This is a genomic window from Actinosynnema sp. NPDC002837 (genome assembly GCF_040295345.1).
Classification (GTDB): domain Bacteria; phylum Actinomycetota; class Actinomycetes; order Mycobacteriales; family Pseudonocardiaceae; genus Actinosynnema.
Window position 1 is genome coordinate 16,759 of the sequence record NZ_JBEOVG010000076.1, and the last position, 21,372, is coordinate 38,130.

Here is a 21,372-nt window from a genome sequence, read left to right on the forward strand (position 1 = left end):
GGATTTCCTTCGACCACAAGGAAATCGCGGTGCCACGAGAGGCGTTAGCCGAAGATCAGAGCGGGGACGGCGAGGTGGCATCGGAGATCATCAGCACGGCGGCGGCCGAGCCGTCGGCGGGCACGACGTGGATCGAGGCGAGCTTGGCGTCCTTCGGCACGGCGGCGAACGCGATCCGCTCGTCGTCCAGCCAGGTGGCCTGGTCGTCGACCCCGGCGGTGCCCGGCAGCCTGCGCTCCTCGCCCGTCTCCAGGTCCAGCACCGCCAGCTCCCACGGCCCGAGCCTGCCGATGCGCTTCTTGTAGGCGACCTTCGTGCCGTCCGGGGACAGCGACGGGCACTCCGCGTCACGCCGCAGCGACTCCAGGCGACGTTCCGCCAGGTCGCCCTTCACCAGCCAGGTGTACCCGCCCGAGGCCAGGGTCGCGTAGAACGTCCGGTCGTCGGCGGCGACCGTGAGCCCCCAGTAGTTCACGTCCTGCGCGGCGTGCGGCCGCCCCTCGACCACGGCGGCGAAACCCTCCAGCGACTCCACCGCCTCGCCGGTCCGCAGGTCCAGGTACCCGGTGCGGGTGGAGAACCCGCCGGGCACCGAGTACGAGTCGCCGGTCACGAACGACGTCCACGTGACCACCTGCCCCGACGCCGACACCTTCGCCCGGCTCGGCACCCCGGGCAGCGGCACGGTCCGCGCCACGCCGCCGTCCCGCGTCACCTCGGCCGCGTAGGTCGGGCCCGGCCCGGCCAGCTTCAGGCACACCGTGGTGCCGGCGGCCCGGTACACCCGTTGGCACGTCATCGCGGTCGCGCTGCGGGCGGCGGGATCGGCGAGGCGCGCCTGCTCGACCCGGCCGCGCCCGTCCGTCAGCGCCACGAACATCAGGTCGCCGTCGACCGCGGCCACCGGCACGGGCGGGGTGTCGCGCGCGACCGACGTCACGTACGCCACCGAGGCGCCGACGACCAGTACGATGGCCACGACGGCGAACACCACGCGCCGGTGGGTCAAGTCCATCACCACCTGTAACGACTGGGCGCGAGTCGGCCGATTTCAGAGTAACAACACCCCGCGCGCACGCCCGCGGGGTAGACGTGGATCGGGGAGCGGATGGACTTCTGGGGCGCCGTGCGAACGCTGCGCAGGCGGTGGTACATCGCCCTGCCGGCGGCGATCACGGCTGTCGCCGTGGCCGCCGGCGTGTTCCTGTCCATCCCGACCCGCTACCAGTCCACCGGGGTCATGGTGTTCACCTCGCCGTCGGCCGGCGGCTCGTTCTCGGAGAACATCTCGCCCGAGGACGCGGTGCGGGTCAACCCGCTGCTGTCGTTCGACGGCAGCCTGACGACCACCGCGCAGATCATCTCGCAGATCCTGGCCGACCCGAAGACCCGCAAGGAGTCGCTCGGCCTCGACAAGGACTCGACGGAGAACTTCACCGCGGCCGGTGGCGGCATGGGCGGCCCGTTCCTGTTCGTGACCGCGGACGGCGGCACCCCGGAGGCGGCCGAGCGGCTGGTCACCACGGTGATGGAGTTCGCGGCCAAGGAGCTGGACGAGCAGCAGACCGCGCTGAAGGCGCCGGCGTCGACGTTCATCACCTCGCAGGTGATCGTGAACCCGACCGAGGCCGAGGCGCAGATCGGCGGCAAGGTCCGGTACGCGGGCGCGGCGTTCGTGCTGCTGATGCTGTTGACGACGGCGGCCACGTTCGGCGGCGACAGCGTGCTGAACCACCTGCGGCGACGTCGTGAGGCGCGTGAGGGCGACGCCGCGGACGACGCCGTGACGCCTCCTCCGGCCACCGCCACCCCGCCGGCTGCCGCTCCCGCTTCTCCCCCGCCCGCGCCCAACGGCGTGCCGCGCCGTCCGCCCGGCCCACCGGTCCGCCGACCGCAGCCGACGGCCAGCGAGCAGACGGTGAAGATCGCCGCGCCGGGTCCGCGCAACCTCGGCAACCCGGGTGCCCCGGCGTGGCCGACCAACGACGACAAACCCTGACCGTGGCCGAGCGGTTCCCGCCGGAGCGGCCCGTGCGGCGGCGGGCGGACGGCGCCACGTTGATGAGCGCGTTCCTGCTGGCGCTGCTGATCATCCCGGCCCGGCTGGTGCTGTCGTTCGTGCCCATGACCCTGCCGCCCGCGCTGGTGGTCGCGTTGCTGCTGGGCGTGCTGTGGGTGTCCGGGCAGATGGTCGACGACGTCGGCATGGGCAAGGGGCGCAACGTCGTGCGCACGGCCGTGGCGCTGTACCTGGCGTCGCACCTGGCGACCTACGGCGTGGCGACCCGGCGCTGGCTGCCGACCGACGAGCTGACCGTGGCCGACAGCAGCATCATCCGGATCACGTCGATGATCGCGGTCGCGGTGTTCGTGTGCGACGCCGTGCGCACGAAGGAGCGGCTGGACCGGGTGCTCAAGCTGCTGCTGGGCTGTGCGGCGGTGATCGCGTTCGTCGGGCTGGTGCAGTTCGGGCTCGGGGTGGACCTGGCCTCGTACGTGTCGCTGCCGGGGCTGCGCGTGCAGGACAACGGGTACTCGGCGATGGAGGCGCGGTCGATCTTCCGCCGGCCGACCGGCACCACGAACCACCCGATCGAGTTCGGCCTGGTGTGCGCGATGGCCGTGCCGCTGGGCGTGCACTACGTGTTCAAGGCCCGGGACGACGGCACGCCGCACGTGCGCTGGTTCGTGTGCCTGGGGCTGGTGGGGCTGGGCGCGTTGCTGTCGTTGTCGCGGACGGCGCTGCTGTGCATGGCGGTCGGGGCGGTGATCATGATCATCACGTTGCCGAGGCCGCGCAAGGTCGCCACGGCGGTGGTGGGCGGTGGGGCGTTCCTCGGTGCGACGCTGGTGGTGCCGGGGCTGTTCGGGACGTTGCGCGGGATGTTCTCCAACATCGAGGACGACCCGAGCGTGAAAGCGCGCACGGCGGACTACGAGGCGGCGTGGGAGCAGATCGACCTGAACCCGTTGCTGGGGCGCGGGTTCGGCACGTACCTGCCGACGAAGTACACGATCCTGGACAACCAGTTCCTGCTGACGTTGATCGAGAACGGCTACCTGGGGCTGTTCGCGCTGGTCGGGATGTTCCTGGCGGCGGCGTTCGCGGCGATCCGGGTGCGGATGATCAGTGAGGACGAGCAGCTGCGGAGCCTGGCGAGCGCGCTGGTGGCGGCCGTGGTGTCGGGTGGGATCGCGTCGGTGACGTTCGACCTGCTCGGCTTCGGCGTGGCGACCGGGCTGGTGTTCACCATGATCGGCGCGACGGGGGCGTTGCTGCGGGTGGCCAGGGAGCAGCGGCGGCGCGCCGCGGCGGAACCGGCCACCACGGAGGCGTGAAGGCGCAGGTCAGGCGGTCGGGGTCAGGCCGGTGGCGGTGGCGGTGTGGGTGATGTGGCAGTCGGGGCAGGTGAGGGTCGGGTCCAGGCGTTGGCCGCACGCGCACACCCAGCCCTTGTGGGTGGCCGGGTTGCCCGCGACGAACGCGTGGGCCGGGACGTCCTTCGTGATCACCGACCCGGCGGCGGCGAAGGCGTGCTCGCCGATCTCCACCCCGCAGACGACCACGGTGCCCGCGCCCAGGGTCGCGCCCCGGCGGACCACTGTGGACAGCAGGGCGTCGCCGGTGCGCCTGATCGCCGCACGCGGCCGGAGGTCGTTGGTGAACAGCACGTTCGGGCCGAGGAACACCTCGTCCTCGCACACCACGCCGTCGTACACGAGGGTGCCGTTCTTCACCGTCACCCGGTCGCCGAGCACCGCGCGACCCTCCACGAACGCGCCGTCGCAGATGTTGCAGTCCCGGCCGACCCGCGCGCCCGGCAGCACGTGCGCGAACGCCCACACGCGCGTGCCGTCGCCGACGTCGGAGCTCTCGCACAGGCCGTTCGGGTGCACGAAGACGTCGCTCATCGCACGGCCTCCCGCAGAGCCGCCACCACGCGCTCCTGCTGCGCCACGGTGATCTCCGGGAACAGCGGCAGCGACACGATCTCCCCCGCCACCGCCTCGCTGACCGGGAAGTCACCCGGCGCGTGGCCCAGGTGCACGTAGGCCCCCGTCAGGTGCACCGGCGTCGGGTAGTGGATGCCCGCGCCGATCCCGGCCTCGTGCAACGACGCCAGCACCCGGTCCCGGGACGCCACCCGCACCACGTACAGGTGCCACACCGGCAGGTTGCCCTCCAGCACCACCGGCAGCGTCACGCCCGGCACGTCGGCCAGCAGCGACGAGTAGCGGTCGGCCGCCGCACGGCGCAGCTCGTTCCACCCCTCCAGCCGCCGCAGCTTCGCCGACAGCACCACGGCCTGCAGCGTGTCCAACCGGCTGTTGAACCCGACCACCGAGTGCTCGTACTTGCGCGGCGACCCGTGCTCGCGCAGCAGCCGCACCGCCGAGGCCAGCTCGGCCGACGTGGTCAGCACCGCACCGCCGTCGCCGTACGCGCCGAGGTTCTTGCCGGGGTAGAAGCTGGTCGCCGCGAGGTCGCCGAGCCCGCCGACCGGCACGCCGTGCCGCCGCGCGCCCTGCGCCTGCGCCGCGTCCTCCACGATCGGCACGCCGAACGACCGCAGCTCCTCCACCGGCGCGGCCTGCCCGTACAGGTGCACCGGCAGCAACGCCTTGGTGCGCGGCGTCACGGCCTCCGCGACCTGCGAGACGTCGATCAGGCCGGTGTCGGCCACGCAGTCGACGAGCACCGGCGTGGCCCCCGTCCGCGCCACCGCGCCCGCGGTCGCGATGAACGTGTTGGCGGGCAGCACGCACTCGTCGCCCGGCCCGATGTCCAAGGCGCGCAACGCCAGCTCGATGGCGTCGGTGCCGTTGCCGACGCCGACGCAGTGCGGCACCTCCTGGTACGCGGCGAACTCCGCCTCGAACTCGGCGACCTGGCGGCCACCGACGAAGGAGGTGTGCTTGAGCACGTCCGCCCAGCCGTCGGCTACCTCGTCGGCCACCTGCTCGTGCTGCGCGCGCAGGTCGACCAGCGGGATGTCGATCACGAACCGTTCCCCTCTCGCAGTCGCCGGGCGGGGTTGCCCGCCCAGACCTCACCCGCGGGCACGTCGGCGAGCACCACCGAACCCATGCCCACCACCGCCCCCGCGCCGATCGACACGCCCTCGCGGACCGCACTGCCCTGCCCGAGGTACGCGCCCTCCCCCACCCGCACCGACCCGCCCAGCGACGCGCGGCCGGCGAACGTGACGCCGTCGCCCACCTCGTCGTCGTGCGTGACCAGCACGTGCGGCATGGCCACGACGTGCGCCCCCAAGCGCAACGGCGCCGTCACCACCGCACCGGCCAGCAGGACCGTGCCCGGCCCCACCTCCGCGCCGACGGCCACCGAGGCCGCCGGGTGGACCACGGTCGCCCACCGGTCCTCCGGCAGGCCGAGCCGGGCGACGAGGTCGAGCCTGCCGCGCGGCCGGTGCGCGTTTGCCACGCACACCAGCACCGCCGCGTCCGTCGAGTGCACGAGGTCCGTGCCGCCGAGGACGGGCAGGCCGTCGAGGTCCGCGCCGTGCCGCGCCGGGTCGTCGTCCAGCGCGCCCACGGGTCGCCACGCCGGCAGGAGGCGGACGGCCGCGAGGACTTCGCGGGCCAGTCCGCCACCGCCCACCAGCAGCAGCGGTCGGGGTGCACTCATCCGGGCGGCGCTCATCCGGTGGTGAACACGACGTCGACCCAGTAGTTGCTGCCCGCGTACGACGACTCCGGGAACCCGGGGCCGGCCCGGTAGACGCCGTTGCGGGCGCCCTCGGCCGTGGCCGGCGCGCTCAGCGGCGGGCTGGTCACCGCGTTGCCCATGAAGTACCCGGTGTCCACGGAGTACCGGCCGTTCGGCGCGGTGTAGGACGCCACGTAGGTGGTCCCGGCGATCACGGTCACCGGCGAGGAGAACGTGAGCGTCTGCCAGCCGGTGGCCGTCTCGTTCGCGAACGTGCCGGTGGCCAGCGGAGTGCCCGCCGCGTCCCACAGCGTGCCGGTGTGCGTGCCGGTGTTGCCCGCGCCCTTGTAGAACTTCACGCCGGTCACCGACCCGCTCACCGACGGCACGAACCGGACGCCCAGCTCGTAGGAGCCGGTGTCGTCGGCCGAGGTGACCGTCGGCGCGGTCGCCGCGCTGAACAGCGAGCACGGGCAGTCCCCGTCCGTGGTCGTGGTGAACGACCAGGTCGTGGGCGAGGTCATCAGGTTGCCGTAGACGTCGGCGACGCGCAGGCTCGCGGTGTAGGTCATGCCGCCGCCCAGCGGCGCGGCCGGCGTCCAGGTCACCTGCTGCTGGTTGGCCGACAGCGACAGCGTGCCCGCGATCTTCGCGCCACCGGAGTCGGCGAGCGCGAACTGGGCCGTGCTCAGGTCCACCGGCTCGTCGAACGACGCGGTCAGCGGCGACGTGCGGGCCACCTCGCCCGCGCCGTCGAGCGGCGTGCGCCCGTTGACGACCGGCGGGGTGTTGTCCTCGTTGGGCAGGAAGACGACGTCGACCCAGTAGTTGCCGCCCGCGTAGGAGTTCGTCGGGTGGCCCGCGCCCGCGCGGTAGACGCCGTTGCCGCCGTCCAGGCCCGACGGCGCGCTCAACGGCCCGCTGGCCACCGAGTAGCCGTCGAAGTACCCGGCGTCGACGGCGTAGTGGCCGGTGGTCGTGGTGTACGAGGCGGTGTAGGTCTGGCCCGCGGACACGAACACCGGCGCGGCGAAGGTCAACGTCTGCCAGCCGGACGCGGTCTCCCCGGTGAACGTGCCCGTCGCCAGCTGCTGACCGCTCGGCGACCACAGCGTGCCGGTGTGCGTGCCGGTGTTGCCCGCGCCCTTGTAGAACTTCACGCCGGTGATCCGGCCGCCCGCGGTCGGGGTGAACCGGACGCCCAGCTCGTAGGCGCCGCCGTCGTCGGCCGAGGTGACCGTCGGCACGGTCGCCGAGCTGAACAGCGTGCACGGGCAGATCACCACCATGGTGGTGGTGAACGACCACGTCACCGGGTCGGGCATCGGGTTGCCGTTGACGTCGGCGATCAGCGCGCTCGCGGTGTAGCGGGTGAACGGCATGAGCTTGCCCGACGGCGTCCACGTGACGGTCCGCTGGTCGCCGGACAGCGACACCGAGCCGGTCAGCTGCGCGCCGCGCCGGTCGGTCAGCCAGATCTGGGCGCTGGCCGGGTCGACGGGCTCGCTGAACGTCACCGTCACCGGGCTGCCGGCGACCACGTCCGTCGCGCCCGGGGCCGGCGTGCGGTCGGTGAGGGTCGGCGGGGTGGTGTCGCCGTTGAGGCCGTTGCGGTAGACGACGTCGACCCAGTAGTTCGTCGCGTTGTAGGTCGAGGTCGGCGCGAAGCCGCCGCTGCCGTAGCGGTAGACGCCGTTGGACCCGTCGACGCCGTCGGCGAGCGCCCGCAGGCCCGCGTAGCTCGCGCCCTTGCCCGCGAAGTCGCCGGGGGTGACCGAGTAGCGCCCGTTCGGCGCGTGGTACGACACGATGTAGGTGGTGTTCGCCTGCACGACCACCGGTGAGGCGAACGTCAGCTTCTGCCAACCGCTCGCGGTCTCGTTGGTGAACGTGCCGGTGGCCAGGAGCAGGCCGGTGGACGACCACAGCGAGCCGGTGTGCGTGCCGGTGTTGCCGGTGCCCTTGAAGAACCGGACGCCCAGCACCTCGCCCTTGCCGTTGAAGCGGACCTTGGTGCCGACCTCGATCGGCGTGGCGTCGTCGGCCGCGTACACGGCGGGCCGGGCGAAGTCGTCCCAGATCGTGCACGGGCACGTCGAGGGCCTGGTCGCGCCGGTGGTGAACGACCACGTCGACTGCGGCGTCTGGTTGCCCGCCGCGTCCGACACGCGCAGCGCCACGGTGTAGCCGGTGTTCGGGGTCAGCGCCTGGCTCGGCGTGAACGTGACGGTCTTGTTCTCGCCGGACAGCGCCGTCGAGCCCGACACCGCGCCGTTGGGCCCGGTCACGGTGAACTGGGCGGAACCGGGCGCGATCGCCTCGTCGTAGGTCGCGGAGATCACCGGGGTGAGCGCGACCGTGCCCTCGCCGTCGACCGGCGTGGTGGACACCCGCAGCGGCGCGCGCTGGTCGGGTCCGGGGTCCGGCGCCCACACCACGTCCACCCAGTAGTTGCTGCCCCAGTGGGACTGGGTCGGGAAGCCGGGGCCGCCGAACCGGAACAGGCCGTTCGGGCCGTCCTCGCCGTTCTTCGGGCCGGTGAGCGGTTCGAGGTAGCGGGGCTGCTGGAAGAAGTACTCCAGGTCGTACGAGTAGTGGCCGTTGGGCGCGAAGTACGACACGACGTACGTGACGCCGCCGGTGACGGCCACGGGTTGGGCGAACGTCAGCGTCTGCCAGCCGTTCGCGGACTCGTTGGTGAACGTGCCGGTGGCCAGCGGGGCGCCGTTCTTGTCCCACAACGTGCCGGTGTGCGTGCCGGTGTTGCCCGGCCCCTTGTAGAACCGCACGCCGCGCACGTAGCCGTCGCTGTTCGCCCGCCACTTCACGCCGAGCTCCAGCGGCGAGGCGTCACCGCTGTCGGGCACGTCGGGCGCGTCGGCGTTGGTCCACAGGCCGCACGGGCAGGTGCGCGGGTTCACGCCGGGCGTGGACACCACGGGGGTGGACAGGTTCGCCGAGTCGTCCACCGCGCGCACGCGCAGGCTCGCGGGCCCGGACTTGCTCGGCGTGTAGGTGTAGCTCCACGTCGTCTGACCGGCCTGCCACGCGGCCGGGTGCCAGCGGTCGCCGCCGTCGGTGGACACCTCGACGCCGCCGACCTGACCGCCCACGTCGGCCACCGTGCCGGAGAACGTGTACGCCGCGCCCACGGTCGAGATCGGCGGCACGGTCGTGAACGCCACCGCCGGGGCCTGGGTGTCGGTGCTCTTGGTCGCCTGCACCAGCCCGGCCTGCAACGTGCTCGCCTGCACGCCCATGTCGGCCAGGAAGTTGACCGTGGCCTGCTTCATCCGCACGTCGGAGGTCGGCGTGTTGGTGAGGAACGCGTGCTCGTCGTCCACGCCCCACGCCCACTGGACCGTGCCCGCGCCGAACACCAGCGACCCGCTCGGGTGCTTGTAGTAGGTGATGGCGTGGGTCTTGGTGTCCGGTGTGTAGAGGTCGCCGTGGTTCTGCAGCACGTACGGGCCGTCGGGCATGGTCACGGTGGTGCGGGACAGCTGCGCCACGCCGGGCGGCTGGAAGCCGTTGTCCTCCACCGAGTTCCACTCGTAGCCGAGCGTGCCGGGCTGGAAGGTGTACGTGCTGCCGGCGGCCAGGCTCTGCAACGACGTGTGCCGCCACAGCCGCATCTTCCCGTGCGCGGCCGGCACCTGGAGCGAGTCCTCCCGGCGGCCGTTGACCGTGAAGATGTTGCCGAGCAGGGCGTTCTCCGGCTTCCCGCCGTCCTGGTCGGGGTAGCGCGGGTCGCGCCAGGTGCCGGTCCAGTCGCTCAGGTTGTCGTTCTGGGTGCCCTTGGTCTCCTTGTAGCAGGCGACGGTGCGCCAGTCGGTCTTCGAGGAGTCGATGCTCTTCTCCCACCGGTGCTTCCAGAAGATCTCGTTGCCGGTGAGGAACGCCAGGTGCACGCCCGCGTCGCGGGCGGCCTCCACGTTGGCGCGCTGCTCCTCGGACCAGTACTCGTCGTGGCCGACGGCCATGAACACCTGGTGGTTGCGGATCAGGTGGCCGCGCCGGGCGGAGTCGGCGTCGGTGGTGTAGCTGACGTCGTACCCGTTGGCCTCCAGGAAGCGCAGCATCGGGTACTCGGCGTTGAAGATGAAGTTGTCGTCGCCGTCGCCGCCGGTGTACGGGCGGTTGTAGCTGACCTTGTACGCCTGCCCGCCCTGGCCGGGGCCGTCGCCGAAGTACAGGCTGTTGCCGCCGTAGCGGTTGTAGGCCACCCAGGTCGAGTCGGAGGTCTGGAACAGGATCTTCGAGGTGCTGGTGTCGTCGCGGACGACGAACACGATCTCGTTCTCCGCGCCGTTGTCGTTGCGGTGCGTGCGCGCGTAGTACAGGCCGGAGACCGCGGTGGTCGGCACGTTCCAGCTCAGCGACACGGCCCAGTTGCCGCAGTCGATCAACGCGCTGCCGTCCTCGCCGCGCAGGCACGGCGGCTGGTTCTGCGCGGTGTTGCGGGTGATCCGCTCCTGGAACCGGGCGCCGACGCCGCCGTAGTAGCCGAGCCGGTAGATGTCGACGTAGTAGGACGACGCGCTGGTGAGCATCTTGAAGTCGACCCGGCCGCCGGGGGTGGCGCTGATGTCGGTGGTGTAGCCGAGGATGGCGTCGTCCCGGTAGGACACCTGCCAGTCCGGCGTGCCGGGCTTGGTGTTCTCGCACGCCACCTTGTTGACCACGGGCACGTCGCACGGCGCGGCGGTGGCCTCGGGGGCGCGCAGCAGACCGACGACCGCGATGGTGGACGCCACGAGGGCGGCCACCACCGCCACGCGCAGCAGGGTCACCGCGAGAACGGGTCTGGCCCGCTTCCGGTCGGCGGTCATGGTTGCACCTTTCGAACACAAGCTGTCGTGACGGGTGGTGATCGCGTGCGCACTGCGTCGACCAGCGGAGCCTCGTTGCTCCGATCGTCGCTGGGAGCCGGCTTCGCGTTACACCACAACGGAGGGGATCCGCACCGCCGAACGCAGGTCGTGTCGGGCGTGCTCCCTAGTGCGACGGGAGCGGCAGCCGCAGCGCCGCGCCGAGCTCCTCCACCACGGTGTCCTGCTGCTCGGCCGTGAGGTCGTGGTAGAGCGGGAGGATCAGCGACCTCGTGGTGAACGCCTCCGTCACCGGCAGCTCGACGTGCGGGTGACCCGCGTACGCCGGCTCCAGGTGCGCGGCCATGATCCCCCGCCGCGCGGACACACCCCGTTCGGCCAGGCGCGCCAGGACGTCGTTGCGCGACACCGCGAGGTCGTCGGGGAGCATCACCCAGAACGACTGGTAGTTCGTCGTGCCGTGCTCCGGGTCGCGCACCGCGCGCAGCCCCGGCACGTCGGCGAGCAGCTCGTGGTAGCGGGCCGCCAGCTCGCGCCGGCGGCGCACGATCGCGTCCAGTTTGGACAGCTGCACCAGGCCGACGGCGGCCTGGATGTCGGTCATCCGGTAGTTGAACGCGGTCTCCAGGTAGCTCTCCACGACCGCGCCACCACCGCTGTGCCGCTCGGCGGCGCTCACGCTCATGCCGTGCTCGCGCAAGCGCTTGGCCCGGGCCGCCCACTCCGGGCGGTTCGTGGTGAGCATCCCGCCCTCGCCGGTGGTGATCAGCTTGCGCGGGTGGAACGACCACGCCGCGATCTCGGCGTCCGCGCCGACCGGCACGCCCCGGTAGGTCGACCCGGCGGCGCAGGCGGCGTCCTCCACCACCGTGACGCCGCGCGGCCCGCACAGCGCGCGGATCGCGTCCACGTCCGCGGGCACGCCCGCCTGGTGCACCAGGATCACCGCGCGCGTGCGCTCGGTGAGCACCGCCTCCACCGTGGCCGCGGACAGGTTGCCGGTCCCCGGCTCCACGTCGGCGAACACCGGCGTGGCGCCGCAGTAGCGGACCGCGTTGGCGGTGGCGATGAACGACAGCGACGGCACCACGACCTCGTCACCCGCCCGCACGTCGAGCAGGTGCAGCGAGAGGTGCAACGCGGTCGTGCACGACGACACGGCGACGGCGTGCAGGGCGGCGACGCGGCGGGCGAAGGCGTCCTCGAACGCGGCGACCTTCGGGCCCTGCGCGACCCAGCCGGACAGCACGGCGGCGGACGCGGCCTCGGCCTCCTCCGCGCCCAGCCACGGCTTCATCACCGGGATCACGGGGACACCTCGGCCCCGGGAGCGCCCACCATCGCCGACCGCCACCACGACACCAGCCCGCGCAGGCCGTCCACCAGCTCGATGTCGGGCTTCCAGCCCAGGTCGCGGGCGGCGGCGGAGATGTCGGCGAGGCGGCGCGTGACGCCGTTGACCGCGCGCTCCGGGCCGTGCTCCAGCGGCAGGTCGGAGTCCATCGCGACGAGCAGGGCGTGGGCCAGCTCCTTGAGGCTGGTCTCCCGGGCGCTGGCGATGTTGTAGACCTCGTCGGTCACCGGGGCCATCGCGGCCAGGACGTTCGCGCGGGCGATGTCGTGCACGTGCACGAAGTCCATGGTCTGCGCGCCGTCGCCGAAGATCAGCGGCGGCTTGCCGTCGGCGATGCGCTCCATCCAGCGGATCAGCACCTCGGTGTACTTGCCGTGCGCGTCCATCCGCGGCCCGTAGACGTTGAAGTAGCGCAGCGCCACGTAGTCCAGCCCGTGCATGGCGTGGAAGCTGCGCAGCATGCCCTCGTTGAACGCCTTGGCCGCGCCGTAGAACGTGTCGTTGTTGTACGGGTGGTGCCGCTCGGTGGTCGGGAACTCCTCCGCCAGCCCGTAGACCGACGCCGACGACGAGGCGATCACCTTCTTCACGCCCGCCGCGGCGGCGGCCTCGATCACCGTGAACGTGCCGTCGACCAGGCACTCCAGCGCGAGCCGCGGTTCCTCGGCGCACTGGGTGATCCGGATGGCGGCGAGGTGGAACACCAGGTCGGTCCCCGTGCTCAGCTCGGCCAGCAGGGTCCGGTCGTTGATGTCGCCCTCGACCACGGTGAGCCGCCCGCCCGCGAGCGCGGCGGCGTCGGCGAGGTTCTCCCGGCGGCCGCGGACGAAGTTGTCCAGCACGACCACCTCGGCGGCGCCGGCGGCGAGCAACCGGTCCACCACCGCGGAGCCGATGGTGCCCGCCCCTCCGGTGACGAGGGCCCGCTGGCCGGTGATCGGCTGAGCCGCGTCCGACATGGTGCTTGTTCCTTCCATCTGCTGGGTCACGCGGTGGCGAGCTGGAGCTCGGCCGGGTGGTCGAGTCGGGCGACGGTGACGAACTCGCCGCCCGCGGCGAGGCTCGCGGAGGCGGCTTCGAGGGTGGCCAGCACGCGCAGGCCGGACCAGCCGTCGGTGAGCGGCGCGCGCTTCTCGGTGATGGAGGCGGCGAACTCCGCCATCATCCCGCGCAGCGCTTCCTTCTCCGGCAGGGCGGGCGCCACGGTGTCGCCGCGCCGGTAGGAGATGATCGCCTGGCGGCGGTCCTCGTCGTCCTCGATCCGGTCGGCGCCCCGGTCGTGCACCGACAGGCGCTGCACGGCGTTCACGTCGTCCCACACGACCGTGCGGCGGGAGCCGCCGACGATCATGGTGCGGATCTTGCTCGGGGACAGCCAGTTCACGTGCACGTGCGCCATCACGCCGTCGGACAGCTCGAGCGTGAGGTGGCCGACGCACGCCCGGCCCGCGCCGATGGGGTCCGAGCCGTGCGCGGCGACCCGCGTCACGCGCACGCCGTCGGGCAGGATCGCGTCGAAGATCGACAGGTCGTGCGGCGCGAGGTCCCAGAACACGTCCACGTCCGGCTGCACCAGGCCGAGGTTGACCCGCACCGAGTCGAGGTACTGCACGGTGCCGATCTCGCCGCTGCGCACCAGGTGCCGCAGGTGCTGCACGGTCGGCGTGTAGACGAAGGTGTGGTCGAGCATCAGCGTGAGGCCCCGGTCCTCGGCCTCGCGGACGAGTTCGAGGCCGTCGGCGTAGTTCGCCGCCAGCGGCTTCTCCACCAGCACGTGCTTGCCCGCGCGCAACGCGGCCAGCGCGACCGGCAGGTGCGTGGCGGCCGGGGTGGCGATGGCGACCGCGTCGACCGCCGGGTCGGCGAGCACGTCGTCCAGCGAGCCGGCCACCCGGACGGTGGAGTACTCGCCCAGCACGCGCCGGGCCCGTTCCACGTCCAGGTCGCACAGGTAGCGCAGCTTCAGGCCGGGGGTGGCCTGTGCGTTGCGCACCAGGTTCGGCCCCCAGTAGCCGGCGCCGATCACGGCGATGCCGATCGGCTGGTCCATCTCGTCCCTCATCTCAGTAGGCCCCCTGGCCGCCGAACACGGCCCGGAAGGTCTTCCACAAGATCAACGCGTCCAGTGCGAGCGACCACTCCTCCACGTACCGGAGGTCGAGCCGCACGGACTCCTCCCACGACAGGTCGCTGCGCCCGGAGACCTGCCACAGCCCGGTCAGGCCCGGCTTGACCAACAGCCTGCGGCGCATGTCGGGGCCGTACTTCGCGCTCTCCTCGGGCAGCGGCGGCCGCGGGCCGACCAGCGACATGGCGCCGGTGAGGACGTTGAACAGCTGCGGCAGCTCGTCGAGCGAGTAGCGCCGCAGGAACCGGCCGACGGCGGTGACGCGGGGGTCGCGGCGCATCTTGAACAGCACGCCCGCGCCCTCGTTCACCGCTTGCAGCTGGGCGCGCAGCGCGTCGGCGCCGGTGACCATGGTGCGGAACTTGAGGATGGTGAACGGCACGCCGTCCTTGCCGACGCGGCGCTGCCGGTAGAGCACCGGCCCGCGGGTGTCGACCATGATCGCCACGGCGACGGCCAGCAGCACCGGGGTGAGCAGCGCGACGAGCAGGGCCGAGCCGACCTTGTCCACAGCCGTCTTGACCACGCGGCGGAAGCCGGTGAACGACGGCTCGCTCACGCGCAGCAGCGGCATCCCGAGCACGCCGGTGACGTGCAGCCGGGGTCCGGCGAAGTCCATCAGGGCGGGCGCGACGACCATCTCGGTGCCGGTGCCCTCCAGGTCCCAGGCGAGCCGCTGGAGCCGGCGCGGCGTCCAGTAGGCGTCGGCGGTGACCGCGACGATCCGGTAGCCGCCGCGGCGGACCTGCTCGCCGAGGTCGCCGAACCGGCCGACGACCGGCACGCCGTCCAACTCCAGGCCGATCTCGGCGCGGCCGTCGACCGTGCACACGGCGTCCACGCGCCAGCCGAGGTGGGGCGCGCGGCGGGTGCGGCCGATCAGGTCGGTGACGGTGTCGAGGTTGCCCGCGGCGAGCACCGGCAGCAGGCAGCGGCCCTCGCCCCGGGCGCGGTGCAGCGGGCGGCGCAGCAGGTAGCGGACCGGGAAGGCGACCAGCGCGACCGCCGGTCCGACCACGAACACCCACAGGCGGGCGCCCGGCAGCCCGGCCGCGAGCGCGCCGAGGCCCAGCGCGACGACGGACCCGAACAGGCCGCGGCCGAGGCGGCGGAACTCCTCCGCGCCCTGGCCGAGCACCATCGGGTTCCAGACGCGGCCGAGGAACAGCGATCCCACGATCACCGCGACCGTGACCGCTTGCAGCCCTAACAAGGACAGCGGGCCGACCGAGGCGTGGCGGGCGGACAGGACGAAGCCCGCGAGCACGACGACCAGGACGGTGCACACGATGTCGGCGGCGATGACGCCGTAGCGGTAGGCGGGTTCCCAACTGCCCACCGTGGGGCTGGTGGTGCGCTGGGTGGCGTGCTCGGCGGTGCGCCGGGTAGCGCCCTGGTCGGTGTCCTGGGCGGCGCCGAGCCCTGCGACCGGTCTGCGTCGCGTCGGCTGGACCTGCTCGCTCATCGTGGTACTCCCCGGGTTGGGCCGGTTCGGCGTTGCACGTTCGCAGGGCATCCCCGACGGACCCGCGTGGTGTACGGCAAATGTGCGGCCGGCGATTTCTCGCCTCGCCAAACCGTCATTCGTCGCACCGGCGGCGCGCGTTACACACGGTGCACGTCCGCCGGACGGCCATTCCCCGGCACGATGGTCGCCGCACACCGAGACGGGTCGTCGAGTGACTTCGGGTCACCGGTCCGCGCTGCGGAAAGGCTTGCCCGAACACCGGGACGCCTCGGTCCACAGTGGCCGGTGATCGCCCGTGCGCACGCGGGACACGTCAATCGGATCTGGGACGGGTTCCGTTACAGCGAGTTTCCGGGCGGGGTCCGAACCGGGCCGGAATGCGTCCGAATAAGGACTTAAGGCCCTGCGCCGAGACCGCACCGCAGCGGACTGCGATCACCCATTCACAGTGCGGCAGCAGCTATTCGGCGCAACGGATCGGGCACTTCGGGTGAGGAACTGTTCGACATTTACCGAAGCGGGTCGGTGGAGAGTGACCACGGCCACTTTTCGGGCCACAATGGTCCCCGTGGTCGTCGTGTCGGTGATCGCCGGACTGCTGGCCGCGTTCCACGGCGCGTGGGCGTGGCGGACCCGGCTGTACCCGCGCGGCTCCCGCGGGGTCGGGCTCGCCGTGCTGGACGCCACGTGGAGCCTGCCGAACACGGTGGCGGGCGCGGCGTTCCTGGCCTACGCGCTGGCGCGCGGCAACCGGGTGGACGCGGCGTTCAGCAGGCACCGGGGCACGCTGGGCCTGCGCGACGGGGTGATCGAGGGCTTCGCCACCACGGTCGGCCCGGTCCAGGCCGGCATCGCGATGGGCGTGGACGAGCACGAGGCCGTGCACGTGTTCCAGGCGCGCCTGTTCGGCCCCTTCTACCTGCCGCTGGTCGTGGTGAACTGGGTCGTCGCCACCGTGCTGCCCTACTGGCTGCTCTACCACGACCGCGCGACCGCCCCGATCGACGGCGTGGCGGCCTACTTCCAGCGAGGCGTCTACCCGCACTGCTGGCACGAGGAGTGGGCCTACCGCCGCCAGGGCACCCCGCCGCGCTGAGCACCCGGACCACGGCCATCGCCGCGCCGCCGGCCCGACCGGGGGCGCGGAGCCGGTTGCGGGGCTCCGCAAGGCCCCGGTGCTAGCGACCGGTAACCAGGCGGGCCTTCTCCGGGCCCACGGCGATCACGTCGCCGTGGCGCAGCTGGGCGCCGCGGCGGGTCTCCAGGCGGCCGTTCACCGTGACCTCCTCGGATTCGACCAGGTCACGGGCGTGCGCGCCGTTGTCCGCCAAGCCGGCCAGCTTGAGGAACTGGCCCAACCTGATCATGTCGTCGGAGATCTCGACCTCGCGGATGCGCATCGTCCCATCATCCTCCAGCGTGCACGTGCGTCCGCACGTGCCGCGGTTAACGAGGATTGCACGGAGTCGAAACACGCCCGACATCAACCGAACGTGGTTCGGTCTACGGTTCCCGGAATGTGAGCACAGGCAGCTCTGACCCGGAGCCGACCGGCGGCGAGCGCAGACGCCGCCGGTCCCTGCGCGGGAACGTCGGCACGACCGGCGCCAGGTTCGGCTCGCCCGCGTTGCGGCGCAGTCTCGAGCAAGAGCCTACGGAACAGCCCGAGCCGCCCCGGCGGCGGAGGTCGTTACGGGGCGAGGTGGGCGCCACGGGCGCCCGGTTCGGCTCGGCCGCGCTCCGGCGCAGCCTGGACGAGCAGCCGGACGACCCCCTCGAGGAGACCGCGCCGTTCGACGCACCCTACGACTACGTGGAGCCGCCGGAACCCCGGCCCGACCGCGAACCCAGGCCCGACCGCGAACTTTGGCCGGAGCGCGAGCCGGAACCCGCCGCCGAGGAGTTCTCCGGTCCCCTGGTCCGCCCCTACGCGTGGACGGGCGGCCGCACGGCGTCCGACTACGACCTGAGGCTGGAGACCCTGGTCTCGCTGGAGCGGGACGGCATCGCGATCGCCATGCGGGAGAGCACCGCGGAGCAGCGGTCGATCGTGGAGCTGTGCGCCAACTACCCCCGGTCGGTCGCCGAGGTCTCCGCGCTGCTGGCCGTGCCGCTCGGGGTGGCGCGGGTGCTGCTGGGCGACCTCATCTCGATGGGCGTGGTCGCCATGCACGACAACGCCGCCGCGGCCACCGGCGCGGACTTCACGCTGCTCGAACGGGTGCTAGTCGGCCTGCGCAACCTCTAGCCGCAACCGGCCGAAGACCTCGGCCAGCGCGGGCAGCTGGTAGTGCGCGTTGAGCCCGCTGGGGTTCGGCAGCACCCACAGCCGCGACGACGCGATCGTCTCCTCCTGCGGGCCGATCGCCGCCGCCTTGCGCCCGAACGCGGCCCGGTACGCCGTCACGCCGACGACCGCCACCACCTTCGGCCGGTGCCGCCGCGCCAACGACGTCAGCCGCGCACCGCCCGCCCGCAGCTCCTCGGCGGTCAGCTCGTCGGCCCGCGCCGTCGGCCGGGCGACCAGGTTCGTGATGCCCAGCCCGTACCGCGGCAGCTCGTCCTGCTCGGCGGGGGTCAGCAGGCGCGGCGTGAACCCGGACAGGTGCAGCGCCGGCCAGAACCGGTTGCCCGGCCGGGCGAAGTGCTGCCCCTTGGCCGCCGACAGCAGGCCGGGGTTGATGCCGCAGAACAGCACGTCCAACCCCGGCCCGACGATGTCCGGCAACGTCACCCGACCACCACCGGCGTGCCGTCGACGACCAGCCGCCAGTCGACCCGGTGGAACGCGGCCGGGTCGATCTCGCCGCGCTCGCGCACCCAGTCGATGATCAGCTGCCGGATCTCCAGCTGCTGGTTGTGCAGCACCGGAGCGGTCGCGATGTGCGGGAAGTTGCCGCCGCCGGACTGCCGGTAGTTGTTCACCGCCACCGCGAACGCCTGCTCGGCCGTGACCGCGACGCCGTCGTAGGCCAGCCCGGTGATCCGCTGCCCGACCGGCCGCGCCAGGTCGATGTCGTAGGTCAGCGGCGCGTCGAGGCCGGCCGCCACGTCGTAGAGGTAGTCCGGCGTGCCGTTCGCGTTGGTCAGCGCGTCCGGCTGGTGCGGCCCGGGCGTGCCGACCGCCTTGAAGTAGGCCGCCGACCGCTCCAGGTAGTCCTTGAGCTGCGCGCCGGTGAGCCGCACGCCGAACAGCGTGTTGTCGAAGACGTAGAGCCCGGCCACGTCGCGCACCGACACGTCGCCCGCCGGGATCGCCGCCGCCTTGTTGAACGGCGAGGCCAGCGACAGCACCGGCAACGCCTCGGTCAGCGACGCCTTCAACGCCGTGCCCTGCACGAGGTTGACGAAGTCGAGCGCGGCGGTGTCCTCGTACCGCGCGGTCGCGGCGGACATCGCCGACCTCGACGTGCCGATCTTGGAGTTGACGTAGGCGACCACCTTGTCGTGGTCGGCGCGCAGCCGCCGCACGACGGCCGGGTCCTCGGGGACGGTGTTGGTGTTGAGCACCTGCGAGCGGGACGCCTCGGCGCGCCAGCCCCGCCCCGGCGTCCACGCCAGGTCGAACTCCATCAGGCTCAGCCGCTTGCCCCAGAACAGCGGCTCGGTCAGCAGCACCTGCCTGCCGGTGGCCTTGTTGGTGACGAACCGCTGCGCGATCTCGGTGTGCGCGTGGCCGACCAGGATCGCGTCGATGCCCGGCACCTCCTCGGCGACCAGGGCGGAGCAGTTCTCCGGGAAGGGCAGCAGGTCGCCGAGCGACGACGACAGGTCCGCACCGGAGTGCGCGGCGACCACCACGAGGTCCGCGCCCGCCGCGCGCACCTTCGGCACCCACTCGCGGGCCTGCTCCAGCACGCCCGGGAAGGTCATCTTCCCGTCGACGTGCGCCTTGTCCCAGATCGCGATGCCGGGGTTGGTCAGGCCGAGGATGCCGACCCGCAGCGGCGCCGCGCCGGTCCGCCACACGGTCTTGATCACGTACGGGCGGAACGCGGGCTCGCCGGTGGCCGAGTCGATCGCGTTGGCGGCCAGCAGCGGGAAGTCCAGCTGCTTCTCGAACGCCCGCAGCAGGGGGATGCCGTAGTTGAACTCGTGGTTGCCGAGCGCGGCGGCGTCGTAGCCGAGCTCGTTCATCGCGGCGGCCATCGGGTGCACGCGGCGGCGGCCGATGGGCTCGACCTTGGCGTAGTAGTAGGCCAGCGGCGTGCCCTGGATGGTGTCGCCCGCGTCGACGAGCAGGGTGCGGTGCGCGCCGCGTTCCTCGCGGACCGCCTTGACCAGCGTGGACAGCTTCGCCAGGCCCACGTCGTTGTGCCCGCTGTCGTCGAACTCGCGGTCGGCGAAGTAGTCCCAGTTGAAGACGTTGCCGTGCAGGTCCGTGGTGCCGAGGACGGTGAGGGTGAACCGCCGCCCGCCGGCCCGGTCGTCCGGCGCGGCGTGTGCCGCCGTGCGGAACCCGGCCGCGGCGAGCACGGCCGCGGCGCCGCCCGTGAGCAGGGCGCGGCGGTGCAGAGGGGATCCGGTCATGGGGCGACCGTAGCCATTGACCGTTGACTACTCGGCCGGCTTCTCCGCGTCCTCGCCCTTCGCCCGCCGGTTCAGGCCGACGCCGACGGCGATGCCGATCACCGACAGCACCGCCACGATCAGGATCCACACCCACAGCGGCACGCCGCCGTCGTCGGCGCCGGGGGTGGCGGCCGGGTCTGGCGCGCGGGTGGTCGACTGGGTGAGCGTGGCCACCGAGCCGGTGGCGGCGGTGGTCGACGAGGTGGTCGGGGCGTCGCCCGCCGACGTCACGGCGGGCGGCGCGGCGGGCGTCGTGGCGGCCGGCGGCTGCTGCGCCGGCGGCGCGGTCACCGTGAAGGCGAACGTGCCGTCGACGAAGTCGCCGTCCAGCGACTCGACCCGCCACGTCACCGTGTGCTGCCCGGCGGGCGACGAGGACTCCAGCAGGGGCACGGTCAGCTTCGCGCCGTCGGCGGTGACCTCGCCCGTCGGCCAGGCGCTGCCGTCGACGGCCATGACGGTGACCTCGGCGCTCTCGGCGGGCACCGGCTCGGTGAACGTCAGCGTGAGCAGCGTGGGCCGCTGCGCCAGCGACGCGCCGCTCGCCGGGTCGCTCGAGACCAGCTCGGTGTGCGCGTGCGCGTGGGGCGACGCCCCGAACAGGACCAGGGTTGCCAGCAGTGCCGAGAGCGCCAGTCGGGTCATGCCGTAGTTCTACCGGGTCGGCGGGGTCCCCTGCTGGTCGGTCGGGCCGCCCTGCTTGGCGGGCGGCTGGCCGTTGCCCTGCTTCTGCTGCGGCCCGCCGCGCATCATGTTGCCCTCCATGATGCTGTCCGCGGTGGCCTTGCCGTCGGCGGACCCGGTGGGCTCACCGGCGATCACCGTCACGACGTCGCCCGCGGCGATGTCGTCGAGGTCGCCCTGGCCGCCGTTGACCTGCGTGTCGTCGTCGACCAGGTAGGTCTCGCTGAACCCGTCGGCGCTCTTCACCGTGATGGAGGAGTCGCCGACCTCGGTGACCTCGCCGTTCTGGAACTCGCCGTGCTGGGTGTCGCCGAACGGGCCGCCCATGATCACCAGGCCGCCGTTGGCCCGCCCGTACCCGCCGGGCCCGCCCATGCCCCGGGCCGCGTCGGAGTTGCTCGCGGCGTAGATGACACCACCGCCGACGGCGGCGATGCCGAGGGCGATCGCGACCGCGGCGAGGCTCTTGCGGCCGTTCCAGCCGGTTCCCGCAGCGGCGGCCTGCGGCGGCGGCTCTTCACCCCAGGTCGGGTGCTGCTCGGTTTCGGTAGTCATGGCGACCACCGTCTCGGGCGAGCCTGTGAGCCGGCTGTGCGGCCGTTGGGCGCTGCCTGTGCGTGCGCCGCGGCCGGTCGGGCGGGTTCACAGGTGGTACACAGGAGC

18 protein-coding genes are annotated in these 21,372 nt (G+C 72.6%); 4 read left to right on the forward strand and 14 right to left on the reverse strand.

Annotated features, from left to right (window positions below; translation table 11 throughout):
• Nucleotides 1-55 precede the first annotated feature (55 nt).
• Entirely contained in the window at nucleotides 56-1,015 is a 960-nt protein-coding gene (locus ABTZ99_RS34475) for a TolB family protein (RefSeq protein WP_499617383.1), read from the reverse strand.
• A 93-nt stretch (nucleotides 1,016-1,108) separates the two neighbouring features.
• Between ABTZ99_RS34475 and ABTZ99_RS34480 the strand changes: the two genes are divergently transcribed.
• Entirely contained in the window at nucleotides 1,109-1,999 is an 891-nt protein-coding gene (locus ABTZ99_RS34480; protein ID WP_499617386.1) for a hypothetical protein, read from the forward strand.
• Nucleotides 1,972-3,339 carry an O-antigen ligase family protein gene (locus ABTZ99_RS34485; protein WP_498772521.1) on the forward strand — a complete coding sequence of 456 codons (1,368 nt, stop codon included), beginning with the start codon at nucleotides 1,972-1,974 and terminating at the stop codon, nucleotides 3,337-3,339. Before ABTZ99_RS34480 ends, ABTZ99_RS34485 begins: the two co-directional genes overlap by 28 nt.
• A gap of 9 nt (nucleotides 3,340-3,348) precedes the next feature.
• Here ABTZ99_RS34485 and ABTZ99_RS34490 read toward each other — a convergent pair whose 3' ends face one another.
• From ABTZ99_RS34490 to ABTZ99_RS34525, 8 genes are all read right to left on the reverse strand, one after another.
• The gene (locus ABTZ99_RS34490; RefSeq protein WP_499617390.1) at nucleotides 3,349-3,912 is read right to left on the reverse strand and encodes an acyltransferase; all 564 of its coding nucleotides are present in this window, start codon (nucleotides 3,910-3,912) and stop codon (nucleotides 3,349-3,351) included.
• Nucleotides 3,909-5,003, reverse strand: a complete 1,095-nt coding sequence (locus ABTZ99_RS34495) for a DegT/DnrJ/EryC1/StrS family aminotransferase (protein WP_498772517.1) — start codon at nucleotides 5,001-5,003, stop codon at nucleotides 3,909-3,911. The genes ABTZ99_RS34490 and ABTZ99_RS34495 overlap by 4 nt, the downstream gene beginning before the upstream one ends.
• Nucleotides 5,000-5,650: a NeuD/PglB/VioB family sugar acetyltransferase gene (locus ABTZ99_RS34500; RefSeq protein WP_498772516.1), complete on the reverse strand. Its 651-nt coding sequence runs from the start codon at nucleotides 5,648-5,650 to the stop codon at nucleotides 5,000-5,002. The genes ABTZ99_RS34495 and ABTZ99_RS34500 overlap by 4 nt, the downstream gene beginning before the upstream one ends.
• 11 nt (nucleotides 5,651-5,661) lie before the next feature.
• Nucleotides 5,662-10,503 (reverse strand): DUF4082 domain-containing protein, encoded by a 4,842-nt coding sequence (locus ABTZ99_RS34505; protein ID WP_499617394.1) that lies wholly within the window; start codon nucleotides 10,501-10,503, stop codon nucleotides 5,662-5,664.
• 166 nt (nucleotides 10,504-10,669) lie between these two features.
• Nucleotides 10,670-11,812 carry a DegT/DnrJ/EryC1/StrS family aminotransferase gene (locus ABTZ99_RS34510; RefSeq protein WP_498772512.1) on the reverse strand — a complete coding sequence of 381 codons (1,143 nt, stop codon included), beginning with the start codon at nucleotides 11,810-11,812 and terminating at the stop codon, nucleotides 10,670-10,672.
• The gene (locus ABTZ99_RS34515; RefSeq protein ID WP_498772510.1) at nucleotides 11,809-12,816 is read right to left on the reverse strand and encodes an NAD-dependent epimerase/dehydratase family protein; all 1,008 of its coding nucleotides are present in this window, start codon (nucleotides 12,814-12,816) and stop codon (nucleotides 11,809-11,811) included. The genes ABTZ99_RS34510 and ABTZ99_RS34515 overlap by 4 nt, the downstream gene beginning before the upstream one ends.
• Nucleotides 12,817-12,842: 26 nt before the next feature.
• A complete protein-coding gene (locus ABTZ99_RS34520) occupies nucleotides 12,843-13,907 on the reverse strand; it encodes a Gfo/Idh/MocA family protein (RefSeq protein ID WP_498772508.1) in 1,065 nt (354 codons plus the stop codon).
• A gap of 13 nt (nucleotides 13,908-13,920) precedes the next feature.
• Nucleotides 13,921-15,450 carry a sugar transferase gene (locus ABTZ99_RS34525; protein WP_499617398.1) on the reverse strand — a complete coding sequence of 510 codons (1,530 nt, stop codon included), beginning with the start codon at nucleotides 15,448-15,450 and terminating at the stop codon, nucleotides 13,921-13,923.
• A 571-nt stretch (nucleotides 15,451-16,021) separates the two neighbouring features.
• Here ABTZ99_RS34525 and ABTZ99_RS34530 point away from each other — a divergent pair.
• A complete protein-coding gene (locus tag ABTZ99_RS34530) occupies nucleotides 16,022-16,549 on the forward strand; it encodes a hypothetical protein (RefSeq protein ID WP_498772504.1) in 528 nt (175 codons plus the stop codon).
• Between the two features lie 82 nt (nucleotides 16,550-16,631).
• Here the strand turns inward: ABTZ99_RS34530 and ABTZ99_RS34535 are convergent, their stop codons facing one another.
• Nucleotides 16,632-16,853 carry an RNA-binding S4 domain-containing protein gene (locus ABTZ99_RS34535; protein WP_498772502.1) on the reverse strand — a complete coding sequence of 74 codons (222 nt, stop codon included), beginning with the start codon at nucleotides 16,851-16,853 and terminating at the stop codon, nucleotides 16,632-16,634.
• A 302-nt stretch (nucleotides 16,854-17,155) separates the two neighbouring features.
• Between ABTZ99_RS34535 and ABTZ99_RS34540 the strand changes: the two genes are divergently transcribed.
• Entirely contained in the window at nucleotides 17,156-17,701 is a 546-nt protein-coding gene (locus ABTZ99_RS34540) for a DUF742 domain-containing protein (RefSeq protein ID WP_499617402.1), read from the forward strand.
• Here the strand turns inward: ABTZ99_RS34540 and mug are convergent.
• From mug to ABTZ99_RS34560, 4 genes are read right to left on the reverse strand one after another with little or no spacing between them, the layout of a single operon-like run.
• Entirely contained in the window at nucleotides 17,678-18,187 is a 510-nt protein-coding gene (gene mug, locus ABTZ99_RS34545; protein ID WP_498772498.1) for a G/U mismatch-specific DNA glycosylase, read from the reverse strand. The genes ABTZ99_RS34540 and mug overlap by 24 nt on opposite strands.
• A complete protein-coding gene (locus tag ABTZ99_RS34550) occupies nucleotides 18,184-19,983 on the reverse strand; it encodes a bifunctional metallophosphatase/5'-nucleotidase (protein WP_498772496.1) in 1,800 nt (599 codons plus the stop codon). The genes mug and ABTZ99_RS34550 overlap by 4 nt, the downstream gene beginning before the upstream one ends.
• Before the next feature lie 27 nt (nucleotides 19,984-20,010).
• On the reverse strand, nucleotides 20,011-20,670 hold the full coding sequence (locus ABTZ99_RS34555) for a copper resistance CopC family protein (RefSeq protein WP_499617406.1): 660 nt from the start codon (nucleotides 20,668-20,670) through the stop codon (nucleotides 20,011-20,013).
• A gap of 9 nt (nucleotides 20,671-20,679) precedes the next feature.
• A complete protein-coding gene (locus tag ABTZ99_RS34560) occupies nucleotides 20,680-21,264 on the reverse strand; it encodes a hypothetical protein (protein ID WP_499617408.1) in 585 nt (194 codons plus the stop codon).
• Between the last annotated feature and the right edge of the window lie 108 nt (nucleotides 21,265-21,372).